General features: G+C 69.0%; 9 protein-coding genes and 1 pseudogene. 6 read left to right on the top strand and 4 right to left on the bottom strand.

Translation table 11 applies throughout. The features are described 5' to 3' along the window. Nucleotides 1-2: 2 nt before the first annotated feature. The 3 genes from ODE13_RS10660 to ODE13_RS10670 all read left to right on the top strand — a co-directional run bounded on the left by ODE13_RS10660 (nt 3) and on the right by ODE13_RS10670 (nt 4,868). Complete coding sequence (locus ODE13_RS10660; protein ID WP_322479246.1) at nt 3-665, top strand: MBL fold metallo-hydrolase; 663 nt, start codon at nt 3-5, stop codon at nt 663-665. Beyond that, nucleotides 665-3,262 (top strand): DEAD/DEAH box helicase, encoded by a 2,598-nt coding sequence (locus ODE13_RS10665; RefSeq protein WP_416210658.1) that lies wholly within the window; start codon nt 665-667, stop codon nt 3,260-3,262. Before ODE13_RS10660 ends, ODE13_RS10665 begins: the two co-directional genes overlap by 1 nt. Before the next feature lie 196 nt (nt 3,263-3,458). Next, nucleotides 3,459-4,868: an alpha/beta fold hydrolase gene (locus ODE13_RS10670; RefSeq protein ID WP_322479247.1), complete on the top strand. Its 1,410-nt coding sequence runs from the start codon at nt 3,459-3,461 to the stop codon at nt 4,866-4,868. A 69-nt stretch (nt 4,869-4,937) separates the two neighbouring features. Here ODE13_RS10670 and ODE13_RS10675 read toward each other — a convergent pair. From ODE13_RS10675 to coaE, 3 genes and pseudogenes are all read right to left on the bottom strand, one after another. Beyond that, nucleotides 4,938-5,918, bottom strand: a pseudogene (locus ODE13_RS10675) (TerC family protein); the annotation flags it as partial. 211 nt (nt 5,919-6,129) lie between these two features. Beyond that, complete coding sequence (gene uvrB, locus ODE13_RS10680) at nt 6,130-8,271, bottom strand: excinuclease ABC subunit UvrB (protein ID WP_322479249.1); 2,142 nt, start codon at nt 8,269-8,271, stop codon at nt 6,130-6,132. A gap of 121 nt (nt 8,272-8,392) precedes the next feature. Beyond that, a complete protein-coding gene (gene coaE / locus ODE13_RS10685; RefSeq protein WP_322479250.1) occupies nt 8,393-9,070 on the bottom strand; it encodes a dephospho-CoA kinase in 678 nt (225 codons plus the stop codon). A 27-nt stretch (nt 9,071-9,097) separates the two neighbouring features. On the opposite strand from coaE, the gene ODE13_RS10690 reads away from it, so the two are divergent. Next, entirely contained in the window at nt 9,098-10,375 is a 1,278-nt protein-coding gene (locus ODE13_RS10690; RefSeq protein ID WP_322479251.1) for a cytochrome P450, read from the top strand. Nucleotides 10,376-10,421: 46 nt separating this feature from the next. Here the strand turns inward: ODE13_RS10690 and ODE13_RS10695 are convergent, their stop codons facing one another. After that, a complete protein-coding gene (locus tag ODE13_RS10695; protein ID WP_179542590.1) occupies nt 10,422-12,263 on the bottom strand; it encodes a BCCT family transporter in 1,842 nt (613 codons plus the stop codon). A gap of 334 nt (nt 12,264-12,597) precedes the next feature. Between ODE13_RS10695 and ODE13_RS10700 the strand changes: the two genes are divergently transcribed. Further along, nucleotides 12,598-13,296: an IMPACT family protein gene (locus tag ODE13_RS10700; protein WP_322479252.1), complete on the top strand. Its 699-nt coding sequence runs from the start codon at nt 12,598-12,600 to the stop codon at nt 13,294-13,296. A gap of 14 nt (nt 13,297-13,310) precedes the next feature. Then, a complete protein-coding gene (locus ODE13_RS10705; protein ID WP_322479253.1) occupies nt 13,311-14,567 on the top strand; it encodes a class I SAM-dependent methyltransferase in 1,257 nt (418 codons plus the stop codon). Nucleotides 14,568-14,587: the final 20 nt, after the last annotated feature.

The raw sequence follows: 14,587 nt of genomic DNA on the forward strand, positions 1-14,587 counted from the left end.
TCATGGCCACCGACAGCTCACTGATCCACGACCTCCCGGCGATCACCGTCCGCCGCATCGCGGTCTCCGAGATGAGCAACAACGTCTACCTGCTCACGGCGAAGAAGTCGGGGGTCCAGGTGCTCATTGATGCCGCCGACGACGCCGAGGCGATCCGCACGATGCTGGCCGCGGCTGCCGCGGACACGCCCTGCGCGCCCCAGCTGCGGGCTGTGCTGACCACGCACCGGCACTGGGACCACGTCCGCGCGCTCTCCGCAGTCGCCCAGGGCGTGGAGACCGCTGCGGGAGAGGATGACGCTCACGCCGTCGAAGAGGCGCAGGGCGTGCACATCGATCGTCGTCTGGCCCACGGCGACCTCGTCGAGTACGACGGCATCGGGCTGGACGTCATCCAGCTGCGCGGCCATACCCCTGGTTCAGTGGCCTTCGTCTATCCGGTCGAGGACGGACCCACCCACATCTTCACCGGCGACTCGCTGTTCCCCGGAGGCGTCGGCAAGACCGACAGCGACGCGGACTTCGCCTCACTCATCGACGATGTCGAGTCCAGGCTCTTCGAAGCCTTTCCTGATGACACGGTCATCCATCCCGGACACGGCGACCCCACGACGCTCGGCGCCGAGCGGCCGCAGCTCACCCAGTGGCGGGAGCGCGGCTGGTAGTGGCGGCCCCTCGACTCGACGCTCTGCGTCCCGCCCCCTCCGAGGGCGACGCCCCCGACCCCTCTCAGCTCCTGGAGGCGTTCACCGACTGGGCCGCCCAGCGCGGCATCGCCCTCTACCCCGCCCAAGAGGATGCCGTCCTGGAGCTGGCCGATGGGCGTCATGTCATCATGGCCACCCCGACCGGCTCAGGGAAGTCGCTGGTCGCGACGGCGGCGCATTTCTTCGCACTCAGCCGCGGGGAGCGCAGCGTCTACACCGCCCCCATCAAGGCGCTCGTCTCGGAGAAGTTCTTCGCCCTGGTGGAGATCTTCGGCGCCGAGAACGTCGGCATGGTCACCGGTGACTCCGCGGTCAACGCCCACGCTCCGATCATCTGCTGCACCGCCGAGATCCTCGCGAACGAGGCGCTGCGCGACGGCGCCCAGGCTGAGGTCGGCCCGGTCATCATGGATGAGTTCCATTTCTATGCCGACCCGCAGCGTGGCTGGGCCTGGCAGGTCCCGCTGCTGGAGCTCCGCGGGGCGCAGTTCCTGCTGATGTCGGCCACCCTGGGCGACACGAGCCGCTTCGAGCGGCAGATCGCCGAGCGGACCGGACGCGACGTCGTCACCGTCTCCTCAGCCCAGCGGCCGGTGCCGCTGCACTTCGAGTACTCGATGACCCCGCTGCAGCACAAGCTTGAGGAGCTGGTCGCCGGGGAGCAGGCGCCGGTCTACGTGGTGCACTTCTCGCAGCGCGAGGCCGCCGAACGTGCCGCCGGGCTGGCCTCGCTGAACGTGGTGGACAAGGAGGGGCGGGAGCTCATCCGTCAGCGGCTTGAGACCTTCCGCTTCGCCAAGGGCTACGGCAAGGTGCTGAACCGGCTGCTGCGATCCGGGATCGGTGTGCACCACGCAGGCATGCTGCCCAAGTATCGACGTCTGGTGGAGCAGCTCGCCCAGGAGGGCCTGCTCAAGGTCATCTGCGGCACCGACACCCTCGGCGTGGGGATCAACGTCCCCATCCGCACGGTGCTCCTCTCCGCGCTGAGCAAGTATGACGGCCAGCGCACCCGCCAGCTCAACGCCCGCGAGTTCCACCAGATCTCCGGGCGCGCAGGCCGGGCCGGCTTCGACACCGAAGGCCGGGTCGTGGTGCAGGCGCCCGAGCACGTGATCGAGAACGAACAGGCGCTGCGCAAGGCCCGCGCCAAGCACGGCGATGACGAGAGGAAGGTCGCCCAGGCGATCCGCTCGGCGGGCAAGAAGAAGCCCCAGGATGGCTTCGTCAGCTGGTCCGAGAAGAGCTTCGAGCGCCTCACGGAGGCCTCCCCGGAGTCGATGGTCTCGCGGATGCAGATCAGCTACGCGATGATCCTCCAGCTGCTGCAGCGGCCCGAAGACCCGATCCTGGCGATGCGTCGGCTGATCCTCAGCTCCGACGAGACCCCGGTGCGGCAGGCGATGCTGCAGCGCCGGGCGCTGCAGATCCTACGCGAGCTGCTCACCGCCGGGGTGCTGGAGCGCCTGGAGGAGCCGGATGAGGATGGCCGCACCGTGGACCTCACCCTGGACCTGCAGGACGACTTCGCGCTGAACCAGCCGCTGGCGCCCTTCGCCGTGGCGGCCCTGGAGCTGCTGGATCCGGAGTCCGACACCTATGTCTTGGACGTCATCTCCGTGATCGAGGCGATCCTCGAGACCCCCTACCAGGTCACCGGCGCCCAGGTGAAGAAGCTGAAGTCGGAGAGGATCGCCGAGCTCAAGGCCGAGGGGGTCGACTATGTGGAGCGGATGCGCATCCTCGACGAGATGACCCACCCGCAGCCTCTGGGCGAGCTGCTCACCCAGCAGTTCGAGGTCTACCGCACCTCCGCCCCCTGGGTGGGTGACCACGAGCTCGCCCCCAAGGCGGTCGTCCGCGACATGGTGGAGCGAGCCTTCGGCTTCACCGACATGATCAACCACTACCAGCTCTCCCGGTCGGAGGGCGTGCTGCTGCGCTACCTCACGGACGCCTACAAGGCGCTGCGCCAGACCGTTCCCCAGCAGAAGGTCACCGAAGGGCTCGAGGACCTCGTGGAGTGGCTGGGCGAGATGATCCGTCAGACCGACAACTCGCTGCTCGAGGAGTGGGAGCGACTGGCCTCAGGTGCAGAGGATGCGACCGCCGAGGATCTCGACCTCACCGATGCCGCACCGGCCGAGCCGGAGGGCGTGACCCACAATGTGCGGGCCTTCCGGGTCATGGTGCGCAACGCGATGTTCCTCCGCGCGGAGCTCTTCGCCCATGAGAAGGAGCGGGAGCTGGAACAGCTCGACGGCGAGTCCGGATGGGACGCCGGCCGCTGGGGCACAGCGATGGACACCTTCTTCGACGTCTACGACGATGTCTTCACCGATGGCTCCTCCCGCGGTCCCGCACTGATCCGCCTCGACGAGGCCCCGGCCGGCCGCGCCGGGTTCTGGCGGGCGGTGCAGGTCCTCGACGACGCCGACGGGAACCACGACTGGGGCATCCACGCCTGGATCGACCTGGCGGCCTCGGACGAGGTCGGTACGCCGGTGGTGCTCATCGATCATGTGGGCGAGCTCCAGGAGGCCCCCGCCCAGTGATCCCGCCCAGTGACCCGGCCGGCGTCGACGTCCTCGCGGCGTGACCGGCGACTGTGCCCTATGACACACTGATCCCTCGGTGGGAGCTGGCCATCTCGCCCGAGTCAGCTCCCATCGTCCTCCCCCGGCGGTCCGCGGCCGCGGGGGCGGAGCCGCCGCCCGGCGGACCCGTGACCGGTCAGCAGAGAGAGCCAGGATGCACCACACCCCCTCCCCCGCCCGCACACTGCTCGACGGCACACGACTGGTGGAGCATCGGCTGCAGGTTCCGCTGGACCATGCCGATCCCGGGGCCGAGCAGCTCCAGCTCTTCGCCCGGGAGTTCGTCAGCGCCGAGGCTGCGGAGCGCGGCCCGGAACAGGTCTCACGGATGCCGTGGCTGCTGTATCTGCAGGGCGGCCCCGGCGGCAAGGGCGTGCGCCCGGCCCGGCTTCCCAGCTGGATGCAGGAGGCCGGACGTCGATTCCGGATCCTGATGCTCGACCAGCGCGGCACCGGGCTGTCCACGCCGCTGACGCGCCACCACGTGCTGCGACGTGGCAGACCCGCGGAGCAGGCCGCGCATCTGCGACACTTCCGTGCCGACTCCATCGTCCGTGACGCCGAGGCCTTCCGCCGCCACCTGGGGCTGAGGTCCTGGAGCGTGCTGGGCCAGAGCTTCGGCGGCTTCTGCACCCTGACGTATCTGTCCGCCTTCCCGGAGTCGCTGGACAGGGCGCTGATCACCGGCGGCCTGGCCCCGCTGACCGGCCACGCCGACCAGGTCTATCGCGCCACCTACACGAAGATGGCCGCCCGCAACCGGGAGCACTTCTCCCGCTTCCCGGAGGACCGCGAGCGGCTGGACGAAGTGGTCGACCATCTGCGTCGCCACGAGGTGCGGCTGCCCGACGGCTCCCCGCTGACCGTCCCTCGCCTCCAGATGCTCGGGATGCTGCTGGGCGGCAACACGCGCGCCGACCTGCTGCACTTCCTGCTCGAGGAGGCCTTCGACGCCGCCGGGCCGGACGTCCTCTCCGACACGTTCCTCAGCGCCGTCCACCAGCAGATCTCCTTCGCCGCAGCCCCGATGTACGCGCTGATGCACGAGTCCATCTACGGGCAGCCCGCCGACCTCACCGAGGGGCGGGGCGCCACCGGGTGGGCGGCGGAACGGATCCTGGAGGAGCACCCCGAGTTCTCCCCCGCGGCGGCGTCTCCGCTCCTCACCGGGGAGATGATCCTGCGCCATCACGTGGCGCTGGACCCGGTGCTCGCCCCGCTGGCCGATGCCGCCGACCGGCTCGCCGCCGTCGAGGACTGGACCCCGCTCTATGACACCGACCGGCTGGCCAGGAACACCGTCCCGGCCGCCGCCGCGGTCTACCGTGACGATGTCTACGTGGCGCGGGAGCTTTCCCTGGAGACCGCAGCGCAGGTGGCCGGTCTCAGCGTCTGGGAGACTGCGGAGCACCATCACGACGGCCTGCATGACGACGGCGCCCGCATCCTGCGCGAGCTGCTGCACCGCACCGACGCCCCGGCGCCTCTGGTGCCCTCCCCTGTGGAGGACGAGAACCCAGCGGCGACCGCCGACGGACGCGGAGTCCACGCTCGGATCGACTGAGCACGGTGGGCGGCGTGCCCCGGCTCCTCAGCCGCGCCGGACGGGCTCCGTGCCCTCGATGTCCCGTGCCGCGCGCGAGGCCCGCCCGGCCGGTGACAGCAGCGAGGTCGCCACAGTGATGGCGAGCACCGCCAGGATCACCGCCAGGGAGATCCCGGTGGGGATCTCCGGCACCGGCACGTTCTGGCCGCCGTTGATGAAGGGGAGGTTGTTCTCGTGCAGGGCGTGGAGCAGGAGCTTCACGCCGATGAACCCGAGGATCACGGCGAGCCCGTAGGAGAGGTGCACCAGGCGGTCCAGCAGCCCGTCGATGAGGAAGTAGAGCTGACGCAGCCCCATCAGCGAGAAGGCCGTGGCGGCGAAGACGATGTAGGGCTCCTGGGTGAGCCCGTAGATCGCCGGGATGGAGTCCACGGCGAAGAGGATGTCGGTGCCGCCGATGGCGACCATCACCAGCAGCATCGGGGTGAGCATCCGCCTGCCGTCCACCCGGGTGATGAGCCTGTCACCGTCGTAGTGCTCGGTGGTGTGGAGGAACCGGCGGGCCAGCCGGATGATGATGTTGTCCGCCTCCTCGGCGGGGTCCGTCCCGCCCGAGCCCTTCTTCAGCAGCTGCACGGAGGTGAGCAGTAGGATGCCGGCGAACAGGTAGAACACGTCGCTGAAGGCGTGGATCAGCCCGGCGCCGAGCAGGATGAACGCGGTGCGGGCGATCAGCGCGAAGACGATCCCGAAGAGCAGCACCTTCTGCTGGTCCTCGCGGGGGACGTTGAAGCTCGCGATGATCACCAGGAACACGAACAGGTTGTCGACCGAGAGCGCCTTCTCGGTCACGTAGCCGGCATAGTACTCGGTGGCCAGCGTGGGATCGCCCATCGCCAGGAACACCAGCCCGAAGGCCAGCGCGGCACCGATGTAGATGCTCGACCAGACGGCCGCCTCGCGGATGGTGGGGATGTGCGCCTTGCGCACATGGAAGACGAAGTCGAAGGCGAGCAGTCCGACGATCAGCAGGATGGTGAGTCCCCAGACCAGGGGTGTGATCTCCACGGCAGGGAGTCCTTTCGACGATCACGAGGATGTGGACGGTCCTCGTGAGTCTCTCCACCCGGCGCCCTGACGGCTTCGGATCGCTGTGCCCGGCGGATCGACCTCGACCCGCGTGCTGACGTTCACAGCGCTGACGGATACTCCCTCACGCAGAACACCATCGTACACCCGAGGCCTCCCGGTGCTCGTCGGTCGGCTCCAGTCCTGCGGCTCAGTCGTGCCCCGCCTTCTTGAACTGCCGCAGCTCCTTCTTCAGATCCCCGATCTCGTCACGGAGCCGGGCGGCCAGCTCGAAGTTCAGCTCCTCGGCGGCATGGTGCATCTGTCCGGTCATCTGCTCGATCAGGTCGGCCAGGTCGGTGGCCGGAGTCGTCGATGCTGCGGATCCGGACTCCGCCGGCGTGCCCTCGGCGGAACCGTCGCCGTCCTTCTGGAATCCGGTCCAGCCGCGATGACCCTTGCCGTACTCGAAACCGGTGGCCAGACCGCCCATGCCCTGCAGCAGGTCGGCGGTGTCGGCGTCCTCGCGGGCGAGCTGGTCGGTGATGTCCGCGATCCGCTTCTGCAGCGGGCGGGGATCGATCCCGTGCTCCGTGTTGTACGCCCGCTGGATCTGCCGACGCCGGTCGGTCTCGTCGATGGCCTGGCGCATGGAGTCGGTGATCCGGTCGGCGTACATGTGCACCTGCCCCGAGACGTTGCGCGCCGCGCGGCCGATGGTCTGGATGAGCGACCGGGCCGAGCGCAGGAAACCTTCCTTGTCCGCGTCGAGAATCGACACCAGCGAGACCTCCGGGAGGTCCAGGCCCTCACGGAGCAGGTTGATGCCGACGACGACGTCGTGGGTGCCTCGGCGAAGCTCGCGAAGGATCTCGACCCGCTTGAGGGTGTCCACGTCGGAGTGCAGGTACTCCACCTTGATCCCGTGGTCGAGCAGATACTCGGTGAGGTCCTCGGCCATCCGTTTGGTCAGTGTGGTCACCAGCACCCGCTCGTCGCGCGCGGTCCGAGAGCGGATCTGGTCGAGCAGATCGTCGATCTGCCCCTTGGTCGGCTTGACGACGATCTCCGGATCGATGAGACCGGTCGGACGGATGATCTGCTCCACCACGCCGTCGGAGACCCCGAGCTCGTAAGGGCCGGGAGTGGCCGACATGTAGACGGTCTGGCCGATCCGCTCGAGGAACTCGTCCCACTTCAACGGACGGTTGTCCATCGCCGAAGGCAGCCGGAACCCGTGCTCCACCAGGGTCCGCTTGCGCGACATGTCCCCCTCATACATGCCGCCGATCTGCGGAATCGTCACGTGCGACTCGTCCACGACCAGCAGGAAGTCGTCCGGGAAATAGTCCAGCAGACAGTGCGGGGCGGACCCTCCGGGACGCCCGTCGATGTGCCGCGAATAGTTCTCGATGCCGTTGCAGAAGCCCATTTGCTGCATCATCTCGAGGTCGTAGGTGGTGCGCATGCGCAGCCGCTGCGCCTCGAGCAGCCGGTCCTGGGACTCCAGCTCCTTCAGCCGCTCGCGCAGCTCGTCCTCGATCGCGGTGATCGCCCGCGCCATACGCTCGTCGCCGGCGACATAGTGGCTGGCGGGGAAGATGTACATCTCCTCCTCCTCGCGCACCACCGTGCCGCTGAGGGGATGGAGGGTGTAGATCGCCTCGATCTCGTCGCCGAAGAACTCGATGCGCACAGCGAGCTCCTCGTACATGGGGATGATCTCCACGGTGTCACCCCGCACCCGGAAGGTGCCGCGGTGGAAGTCCGTGTCGTTGCGCGCGTACTGCATGGCCACGAAACGGCGGAGCAGCTCGTCGCGGTCGATCGCCTCGCCCCGACGGACCGGCACCATCTGCGCGATGTACTCCTCCGGTGTGCCCAGGCCGTAGATGCAGGAGACCGTGGCGACCACGACGACGTCACGGCGGGTGAGCAGGGCGTTGGTCGCCGAATGGCGCAGCCGCTCGACCTCCTCGTTGACCGAGGAGTCCTTCTCGATGAAGGTGTCCGTCTGCGGGACGTAGGCCTCGGGCTGGTAATAGTCGTAGTAGGAGACGAAGTACTCCACCGCGTTGTTCGGCAGCAGTTCGCGGAACTCGTTGGCGAGCTGGGCGGCCAGGGTCTTGTTCTGCACCAGGATCAACGTGGGCCGCTGGATGCGTTCCACCAGCCACGCCGCCGTCGCGGATTTGCCGGTGCCCGTGGCTCCCAGCAGCACGACGTCCTTCTCCCCGCCCTCGATGCGTTCGGCCAGCTCCTCGATCGCCTTCGGCTGGTCCCCGGAGGGCTGGAACGGGCTGATCACCTCGAAGGGTGCCACGGTGCGGCTGATCTTCGGTGCCAGAGACATCGTTCCCTCGCCTCCCGTCTCGTGGATGCCGCGGGCCGGAGCTCCGGCCCGCCCAGGACAGCCTATCGCGTCGCCTCGAAGATGTCTTCGATCCTCCGCCCCCGTCACAGTGCGGTGGAGCTCATCCCGCCAGGCCGCCGCGGTCGGCGCGCAGGAGTCGGTCCATGAGGTCGTCCACCTGGTCGTGGAGCTCCTCCAGCGTGCCGGAGTTGTCCAGCACGACGTCAGCGGCCGCGACCCGCTGCGCATCGGTGGCCTGCGCCTCGATGCGCGCCCGGGCATCAGCCTCGGTGCTGTCCCGATCCTCCACGATGCGACGGATGCGTTCCTTCTGCGGGGCCCGGACCACCACGACCACGTCGAAGCGGTCGGCCTGCCCAGTCTCCACCAGCAGCGGGATGTCCTCCACGATGATGCTTCCGGGTTCGGCGCGCTCACGCAGGGCCCGTGCCTGCTGACGCACCCGCGGGTGGACGATCCGGTTGAGCCTTTCCCGGTCCTTCGGATCCCCGAAGACCACCGCCCCCAGCGCTGCCCGATCCAGGGCCCCGTCGGGCTGGAGCACCGACTCGCCGAACGCCTCGACGACTTCGGCCAGCGCCGCGCCGCCGGGCTGCAGGGCGTATCGGGAGAGCACGTCCGCGTCGATCACGAGGGCGCCCCGCTCGGCCATCCGCGCCGACACCGCCGACTTTCCGGAGGCGATGCCACCGGTCAGACCCACCAGCAGGGTCTGCGGGGCGTCAGGTCCGGATGCGGGTCCGGAATTCGTCGGGCGGGCGGTGGAGCTGCCGGTCATAGTCCGAGTCTATGCAAGAATCCCGGCATGATGCTCCCTCCCGGTCCGCGGCTGCCGGCCGTCGCACAGACTCTGATGACCTACGGCGCACGTCTGCGCAGCTTCCCTCGGCTGCAGGACCGCTACGGACCGACCGTGACCCTCCGGCTGCTTCCCGGGCCGCAGACACTGGTGCTCTTCTCGGACCCGGAGGACATCCGGGAGATCTTCGCCGGAGACTCCTGGGAGTTCAGCGGGGCAGGAGGCAACGAAGTGCTGCGTGCGGCCATGGGGGATCGCTCCGTGATGCTCACCGACGGCGAGGACCACCGCGCGCTGCGGCGCAGCCTCATGCCGGCGTTCTCCCCCGGAGCGGTGCGCGACCATCGCAGGACGGTCCACCGCCTGGTGGTGGAGGAGGTCTCCACCTGGCGGACGGGCCAGACGGTGGCGACGCTGGAGCGGATGAGTGCGGTGACCCTGGAGGTGATGCTCCAGGTGGTCCTCGGCGTGACCGCTTCTGAACGGCTGAACCGGCTGCGACCGAGGCTGCTGCGCCTGGTGGAGGTCGGACCGGTGGTCGCCCTGGGGTGGCTGTACCCGCGGCTGCGCGGACTCCCGCCCTGGCGGGCCGAGCGGCGGAACCTCGAAGCCGTGGACCGGCTCGTCGCCGAGGAGATCGCAGAACGGCGTCGAGAGTCGGAGGCGCCGGAGGCCCGGGAGCGATCAGACGTGCTCTCAATGCTGATCCGTGCCGGGCTGGACGACGCCCAGCTGCGCGATCAGCTGGTCACCCTAGTACTGGCCGGCTACGAAACGACCGCCTCCGCACTGGCCTGGACGCTCCATGAGCTCGGCCGCCGCCCGGAGGTCCGCCGGCGCGCCCGCCAGGCCGCAGACGACGGCGACGACGACTTCCTGGAGGCCTGCCTCAAGGAGACCCTCCGCCTTCATCCGATCATCGACTTCGTGGCCCGCACACTGCGCAGCGAGCAGACGATCGGCGGCTGGACGCTGCCTGCCGGAGTGACCGTCGCCCCGGCGATCATGCTGACTCAGCAGGATCCCCGGCATGTCTCCGCCCCACAGGACTTCCGCCCGGAACGATTCCTCGACGGATCCCTGGACCCTGGCGCCTGGGTCCCCTTCGGCGGCGGGGTCCGCCGCTGCCTGGGCGCCGCCTTCGCCCAGATGGAGGCGGCCGAGGTGCTCCGCGAAGTGCTGCTCCGAACCGACCCGGTCGCCGAGCGCCCGTCCCGCACGCGGCTTCGGAACATCACCAACGTCCCCCGCGACGGAGCCCCGCTGCGCCTCGATCCGCGGTGAACGGGGCGAGGCGCAGCGGGGCTCCGAGGCTCGGCGGAGCCGCGGCTCATCCCTGCCGAGGCGGGAACCTTCCTGAATCGGCCGGGTCCACGACTGCCGTCTCGCCGGTGCGGATGCGGTACTCCTCGACGATCTCCGGCTGCTCGACGTGCTCCACCTCCGGTGCACCCTCCGGCTGGGTGCCCTCCTGGAAGTCGGGGGCGACCACGGCCTGGACCAGAGTCTCGTCGGCCTCCTCCATGCGACGCTCGTACTCCTCCGGAGGCAGGGTCTTGAGCCACCGGCGCGTGCGCAGCAGTCCGATCTCGCCGGCGTCCTCCCGCATCGCCCGGGACAGGCTGAACATCATCAGGTAGCCCAGCAGGAAGAAGGGCAGCCCGAGCACGATGGCCACGTTCTGCAGCGCCTCCAGCCCGCCGTCCCCGGTGGCGGTCAGCAGGATCGCAGCGATCAGCCCGATGGCCACGGCCCAGAAGCCCTTCTGATGGGCGGGGACCTTGCCCTCGAAGCCGCTGGACATGTCATTGAGCACCAGGGCGCAGGAGTCCATCGAGGTGATGAAGAAGATGGAGACCAGCATGATCGCCACTGCGGAGGTGACGGTCACCAGGGGGAAGTCCCCGAGGAAGGCGAACAGCGCCCCCGGGATGTCCCCGTCGCCGACGACCCGGTCGACGAGGCCGCCGTCGCCCTCCATCTCGATGTCGAAGGTGCCCGTCCCCCAGATCCCGAACCAGACGATCGTGAACAGCGTCGGCAGTCCCAGCACGCCTGCGACGAACTGGCGGACCGTGCGGCCCCGGGAGATTCGGGCGATGAAGATGCCGACGAAGGGCGACCAGGTGATGGTCCACGCCCAGTAGAAGATGGTCCAGCCGTTCTGCCAGCCGGTGTCGGCCATCGTGTCGTTCCAGAAGGCGAGCTCCGGCAACATCGTCGCGTAGACGCCGGTCCACTCGATCATGCCGCGCAGCAGGTAGATGGTGGGCCCGGTGATGAGGATGAAGACCAGCAGCGCGACAGCCACCCAGATGTTGAAGTTCGAGAGCCGCTTGATCCCTCGGTTCACCCCGAGCAGCGTGGAGATCAGGGCGACGATCGTCACCGCCGCGATGATCATGATTTGCGACAGCGCCCCTTCCTCGATGCCGAAGAGTTCGGCCAGCCCAGAGTTGATCTGCATGGTGCCCAGACCGATGGACACGGCGACGCCGAAGACGGTGCCGACGATGGCGAGGATGTCGATCGCCTTGCCGAGGGGGCCGTGGATCTTCTCCCCCATGATGGGCTGGAAGATCGAGGAGACCCGCGGCGGCAGGTTGCGCTTGTAGATGAAGTAGGCGAAGGCCAGGCCCGGCAGGGTGAAGATCGTCCAGGTGTGGAGGCCGAAGTGATAGAGCGTGAAGCCCATCGCCTCGGAGGCCGCCTCGGCGGTCCCTCCGACGACGGTCGTCGGGTCCACCGAACCGCCGCCCTGGGCGATCTCCGAAGCCTCCTCGGCGGAGATCCCGCGCGGCGGATTCGCGAAGTGGTTGACCGGCTCCGCCACCGCCCAGAACATCAGGATGGTCCCGATCCCGGCGGCGAAGAGCATCCCGAACCAGGAGACGTCCGAGTGCTCCGGCGTCTCGTCATCCTGGCCGAGTCGCATGCGCCCGAAGCGCCCCAGCGCGATATAGATCAGGAAGAGCAGGAACACCGTGACACCTGAGACGTAGAACCAGCCCAGGTTGGAGTAGATCCAGTCGGAAGCGGTGCCGAAGAACTCCCCCATGCCGGTCGGCATCAGGAGGGTCAGCACCACGAACCCGAGGATGATCACCGCCGAGACGAAGAACACGACAGGGCTCGTGCGCAGTCTGAAGAGGTCGTGGAACCTTTCGAGCATGAGGGTGCCTTTCGTGGGTCTGCCGTGTCTCCGGTCCGCCGGGTCGCGGCGTTCCGGAACGTTTCACACACCGTATGAGAAAACGCCATTGTTTTCACGTGTTGACCTGGCACGGCGTGTAGCTCCAGGTGAATGCGTACACTCTACGACCCCGCCCTCTCGACGGCCAGTGCAGGGAAGTCTCATTCCGATCACGGGAAGGGTCCAGGATCATGGAGCGAACAGAACGCAGTTCGTGATTGCATCGTGATCATCTCCCGAATATCTCCTGGGAGTCGGCTGCTCACCTCCTGTGCAACAGGTGGGCCCAGAGGCTCCTCTAGACTGATGAACGATGACCTCCCCCCGCGCCGGCCGCCTGTGCACCGTCCTCGCCGAGGACGCGGACGTCGTCGTCGAGCTGGAGCGTCGGAAGTCCCGCTTCTTGACCGTGCTGCGCCGCGCCGAGACCGTGGACGACGCCCAGGATGTGGTCGAGGGCCTGCGCCGCGAGCATCATTCCGCCCGGCACCACTGCAGCGCCTGGGTCATCGGACCTGCCCAGGAGATCCGCCGCGGCAACGACGACGGCGAACCTTCCGGCACCGCCGGGGCGCCGATGCTCGAAGCCCTCACCCATGCCGCGATGCCCGGTGGCCGCCAGGACCTCACGGATGCGGTCGCCGTCGTCGTCCGCTGGTTCGGCGGCACCCTGCTGGGCGCCGGGGGCCTGGTCAGCGCCTACTCCGACTCGGTGGTGGCCGCGGTCCGACAGGCCGAGTCCCGGGGGCTGCTGCGCCGCCGCCGAAGGATGCGGCAGGTTCGCCTCTCCGCCCCTGTGGCAGTGGTGGGCCGGTGGGAGCACGAGCTGCGCGCCACAGGAGTCGAGGTGCTGGGCACCGACTACGGGGCCGGATCAGCCGCACAGCTGCGCCTGGCGGTGGATGACACCCCCGAGGACCTGGCGGCACTGGATGCGCGGCTGGCCCAGCTGACCTCCGGGCGGGCCGCCCTCCAGGACGACGGCATCGGCTGGTTGGAGCTCCTTCCATGACACCTATGACGCCCATGACACCCGTGACTCCTGAGGATCAGCATGGCCCTCCGCTGCCGGCAGGCCGGACTCCCGAGGTCGTCGCGTCAGCACTGAGCCAGGATCAGATCCTGGCCCCGCTGCGCCAGCATCCGCCCGAGGCCCCCGGCGCCGATGCGGCCGACAGGCTCCTGCTGGACACCGCCGCTGCCTGGTTCTCCGCCGGGCACCCCACCCGGGACATCGCGGTGATCGATGACCGCTGGGGCGCGCTGACCCTGGGTCTGCTGGCCGGGGTCCCTCAGCCCAGCGCCCAGCTGCTCCGCGTCGGCCAGGACACCCGCGGCGCCGAGATCGCCCTGGTGGCCAACGCCGCCCGACTCGGGCTCTCCACTGAGCTCGGCGCCATCACTCGTGGCCCCGGCGTGACCGCCGAGCTGCTCGCTGGAGCGCACACGGTGCTGATGCCGCTCCCCCGCTCCTTAGAGACCCTCGCCGACTGGGCCTGGACGGTGGCCGAACATGCGGCCGAGGACGTGGTGATGCTGGCCGGAGGCCGGGACAAGCACATGACCCGCTCGATGAACGACGTGCTCTCCGCACAGTTCACCGATGTCGTCCCCGGACGCGGGCGGGGCAAGGCCCGGGTGATCACCGCCCGCGGCCCACGCCGCGGACGAGAGGCCCCGTTCCCGCGCCGCCACACACACCGGGACGTCACCGACCTGGGGCTGGACCAGGATCTGACGCTCTGTGCCGAGGGCGCCGTCTACGGCGGGACGAGCTTGGACCCCGGCACCCGGTTCCTGCTGTCCACCCTCGCAGGGGACGCGGGTGGGGAGCTGCTCCCCCACGGCGGGGAGATCCTGGACCTCGGATGCGGCAACGGCACGATCGCCGCCTGGGCCGCGCTCCGTGATCCCCGGGCGCAGGTGGTGGCGGTGGACCAGTCCGCCTCGGCCGTGACCTCCACGCGTCGCACCGCGGAGGCGGCCGGCGTCGCCGACCGGGTGCGCACGATGCACGACGACGCGCTGTCTTCTTGGGAGGACGGAAGCGTGTCCACCATTCTGCTGAACCCGCCGTTCCATCGGGGCAACGCCGTGGACCCCTCGGTCGCGCACCGGCTCTTCTCCGACGTCGGGCGCGTGCTGAGGCCCGGCGGGAAGCTGCTCTGCGTGTGGAACTCGCATCTGAGGCACCGTCCGATGCTGCAGCGCGAGGTGGGGCCCACCCGCCAACTGGCTCGCAATCCGAAGTTCACCGTCACGGAGTCGGTGAAGCCCGACTGACGAGATCAGCCCGGACACGA

It is taken from the genome of Nesterenkonia sp. HG001 (assembly GCF_034438835.1).
GTDB lineage: Bacteria > Actinomycetota > Actinomycetes > Actinomycetales > Micrococcaceae > Nesterenkonia > Nesterenkonia xinjiangensis.